This is a genomic window from Aquabacterium sp. (assembly GCF_048860245.1).
In the GTDB taxonomy this organism is placed as follows: domain Bacteria; phylum Pseudomonadota; class Gammaproteobacteria; order Burkholderiales; family Burkholderiaceae_C; genus Aquabacterium.
Window position 1 is genome coordinate 1 of the sequence record NZ_JBLIZW010000042.1, and the last position, 3,737, is coordinate 3,737.

The 3,737-nt window shown below is 61.7% G+C and carries 4 protein-coding genes; 1 reads left to right on the forward strand and 3 read right to left on the reverse strand.

Features of this window, described 5'->3' with window-relative positions:
- Nucleotides 1-738, forward strand: a 738-nt coding sequence (locus tag ACMV18_RS04780) for an inositol monophosphatase family protein (RefSeq protein ID WP_420816897.1), incomplete at its 5' end; no start/stop codon positions are given.
- A gap of 99 nt (nt 739-837) precedes the next feature.
- On the opposite strand, the gene ACMV18_RS04785 is transcribed toward ACMV18_RS04780, so the two are convergent.
- From ACMV18_RS04785 to ACMV18_RS04795, 3 genes are all read right to left on the reverse strand, one after another.
- On the reverse strand, nt 838-1,368 hold the full coding sequence (locus tag ACMV18_RS04785) for a phosphoribosyltransferase (protein WP_420816898.1): 531 nt from the start codon (nt 1,366-1,368) through the stop codon (nt 838-840).
- Nucleotides 1,369-1,416: 48 nt separating this feature from the next.
- Nucleotides 1,417-2,790 (reverse strand): adenylosuccinate synthase, encoded by a 1,374-nt coding sequence (locus ACMV18_RS04790; protein WP_420816899.1) that lies wholly within the window; start codon nt 2,788-2,790, stop codon nt 1,417-1,419.
- A 25-nt stretch (nt 2,791-2,815) separates the two neighbouring features.
- Nucleotides 2,816-3,737, reverse strand: a 922-nt coding sequence (locus ACMV18_RS04795) for an ATP phosphoribosyltransferase regulatory subunit (protein ID WP_420816900.1), incomplete at its 5' end; no start/stop codon positions are given.

Here is a 3,737-nt window from a genome sequence, read left to right on the forward strand (position 1 = left end):
AACTTTTTGCATGGCTTTCCGGTGTATGCCGTGAGCATCGCTTTGAGCGTCAAGGGCAAGATCGAGCAGGCGGTGGTCTATGACCCCAGCCGCAACGACCTGTTCACCGCCACGCGCGGCCGAGGCGCGTTCATGAACGAAAAGCGCATCCGCGTCAGCAAGCGCACCCAGCTGAAGGACAGCCTGGTATCCACCGGCTTCCCATTCCGCCCCGGCGACAACTTCAAGAGCTACCTGATGATGATGGCCGACGTGATGCCCCGCACCGCCGGCCTGCGTCGCCCCGGCGCCGCTGCGCTGGATCTGGCCTATGTGGCCGCCGGTTTCTGCGACGGCTTTTTCGAGACCGGCCTGAGCATCTGGGACGTGGCTGCCGGCAGCCTGCTGGTGACCGAGGCCGGTGGCCTGGTCGGTAACTTCACTGGCGAAGCCGACTACCTGGAGCAGCGCGAATGCCTGGCCGCCACCCCGCGCGTCTATGGCCAGTTGGTATCGATCCTGGGTAAATACAGCAAGTTTGCTGGTGCCGGCGACAAGGCCGCCATCCGTCAGGCATCGATGCCCTGGACCAGCGGCGAGGAAACCAGCGATGCAGCGGTCGCCAGCACTGAGCACGCCGCCGTCAACGACGAAGCCTCCGCAACTTCTACACAAACAGCCCAGGACACACCGGCCGCCAGCGACGACCCTGCCGCACCCGCTGCCGCACCCAAAGCTCAAGACGAAGCACCGTTCTGACCCAGGCACTGCTCTGAATGCAAAAACCGCCCAGACCTTGAAAGGACGGGCGGTTTTTTTACAAGCAAATTGACGTGGGGGCCGTAATAGTGAGCGCGGTCAGCGAACGTTGCCCCACTTGTCCAGGAGCTTGGTAATGCCGCCACCGTCGTAGGCTTCAAAGGGCTGATGGATCCAGGGATTGCTGGGCAGCTGCTCCGCCACGTAATCGGGCTGAAAGACCGAACAGCCCTTGGCCCAAACCACCGCCGTACGCAAGGACGTGATGGCCGGATAACGCGTTTGCAGGTGTTGCTGAACTTGCTGCAAGGTCTTGCCAGAGTCCACCAAATCATCAACAAGCAAAACCGACCCAGCCAATACCGGTTCGGAATGGCTGATGTGCTGGGCAATGTGCAGCTCGCCTTGGACGGTGCCGGCGTTTTCACGGTAGGAATGTGCCGCCAAGATGGCCAGGGGTTTGTCGAAAATCCGGCTCAGGACATCGCCGGGGCGGAGTCCACCGCGCGCCAGACAAAGCAAGGCATCAAACCTCCAGCCCGAGCGGTGAACCGTCACCGCCAGGCGCTCGATCAGGCCGTGGTATTCCTCATGGCTGACATAGAGGTGCTTTCCATCTTCGGTCAACATCGGTGCACCTCTTTCAGGTCATGGGAAAAGGACACGCAGCGCTGAAATTCAGGCGGCGTAGGGGTTGTGCATCACGATCGTGTGATCGCGATCCGGGCTGGTCGAAATGATGGCGATCGGCACGCCCGTCACTTCCTCGATGCGCTCCAGGTAGCGGCGGGCATTCAGCGGCAGCTTGGCGTAGTCGGTCACGCCCACCGTGGGCTCGGACCAACCGGCGATGGTTTCGTAGATGGGAACGCAGCGGGCAATCTCGTCGGCGCCCATGGGCAACAGGTCAATCTTTTCGCCGTCGAGCTCATAGCCCACGCACAGCTGCAGGGACTCCAGGCCATCCAGCACGTCCAGCTTGGTGATACACAAGCCATAGAGGCCATTGACCTGGGCGCTGCGCTTGAGCAAAGCGGCGTCAAACCAGCCACAACGACGGCTACGGCCGGTGGTCACGCCTTTTTCCGCACCGACGGTGCTCATGTGGTAACCGGGGGTGCCGGGCTTTTCCCACTCCAGCTCGGTGGGGAACGGACCACCGCCCACGCGGGTGCAATAAGCCTTGGTGATGCCCAGAACATAGTGCAACAAGCCAGGACCCACGCCCGCACCGGCGGCCGCATTGCCGGCGACGCAGTTGCTGGAGGTCACATAGGGATAGGTGCCGTGGTCCACGTCCAGCAGGGTGCCCTGCGCGCCTTCAAACAGCAGACTGGCGCCGGCCTTGTGCGCTTCGTTCAGCTCGCGCGAGACGTCGGCCATCATGGGCTTGAGCAATTCGGCGTGGCGCATCGCCTCTTGGTAGACCGGATCAAACTGGACCTGTCCGTCCTTGAGGTAAGGCTTCAGCGTCTCGGCAAAGGCCAGTTTTTCAGACCCCAGGAAGGTGGACAGCACATGGTTGTGCAGAGCCAGCAGCTCGCGCAGCTTGGTGGCAAAGCGCTCGGGGTACTTGAGGTCCTGCACCCGCAATGCGCGGCGAGCGATCTTGTCTTCGTAGGCGGGACCAATGCCACGGCCCGTGGTGCCGATCTTCTCAGTACCGCCCTGCTCACGGGCCATTTCACGGGCCACGTCCAGCGCTGCGTGGAACGGCAGGATCAGGGGACAGGCCTCGCTGATACGCAAGCGGGAACGGACATCCACCCCGGCTTTTTCCAGGCCTTCAATCTCTTCAAACAGCTTGGCAGCCGACAGCACCACGCCGTTGCCGATGTAGCACTTGACGCCCGGGCGCATGATGCCACTGGGGATCAGGTGCAGGGCAGTTTTCACGCCATTGATGACCAAGGTGTGGCCCGCGTTGTGACCCCCTTGAAAGCGTACGACGCCCTCTGCACTTTCCGTGAGCCAGTCAACCAACTTGCCCTTGCCTTCGTCGCCCCACTGGGTGCCTACCACGACCACGTTGCGACCATTGCTAGCTTTCATCTCTAACCCAATTCAAATCAGTTGTTCACACTGCCCGGACGATCCACTCGCCAGACACTTCCACCAGTTCACGGTCGCATTGAAATTCATCAACTTCATGCTCATGACCGGGCATCACGCAGACCACGGTTTCCCCTTGCAAGCGCAATTGGGCAATCGCAGCATTCAAAGCCACGGAGTCTTGCCAGGGCGCACGGATCGCCGGCCGGAAAGCCACCTCTGGCAACAGCGGCACCAATTGCTTGATGTCCAGGCTGAAGCCAGCCGCTGGCCGATTGCGCCCAAAGACCGCACCCACCTCGTCATAGCGCCCCCCGCGAACCAGCACATCGCTGGCGCCACGGGCATAGATACCAAAACGGGTGCCGCTGTAATAGGCGTAGCCAGGCAAATCGGCAAAGTCAAACGAGACCGCGACGCCATCGCCATCCAGGCGAGATGCGAGCCATTCAAGGTGAGCAATCACATCTTCAGCCCCAGGCACATCGCGCAGTGCGCTACGCGCCTTGGTCAGAACCTGTTGGTCGCCATACAAATCCAGCAAGGCCAGCAGACCCTCACGCGAAACGGCAGACATGGCCCGCGTCAAGCTAGCCAAACCCGCTGCATCTTTGGCCGCCAGGGCAGCGTGGATGTCCTGGCGCAAAGGACTTTCGGCAGGCAGATCAGCCAACAGGCGGTGCGCAATGCGGACATCGGCGAGATCGACATGAACACCGTCCACCTTGGCCGCTCGCAGACAGGCGATCGCCAGCCGCAACGCCTCCAAGTCCGCCTCAGGACCAGCATGGCCAAAAATTTCGGCACCAAACTGCAAAGGCTCGCGGGTGGCGTGGGGGCGCTCAGGACGGGTGTGCAACACGGGTCCGCAATAGCACAGGCGCGTGACACCGTTGCGGTTCAGCAGATGGGCGTCAATGCGTGCTACTTGGGGCGTCGTATCGGCC

Bases quoted from the DNA above. Each gene is read 5' to 3' on its own strand.
- ACMV18_RS04785 (WP_420816898.1), bottom strand. From the start codon at position 1,368: ATGTTGACCGAAGATGGAAAGCACCTCTATGTCAGCCATGAGGAATAC.
- ACMV18_RS04790 (WP_420816899.1), bottom strand. From the start codon at position 2,790: ATGAAAGCTAGCAATGGTCGCAACGTGGTCGTGGTAGGCACCCAGTGG.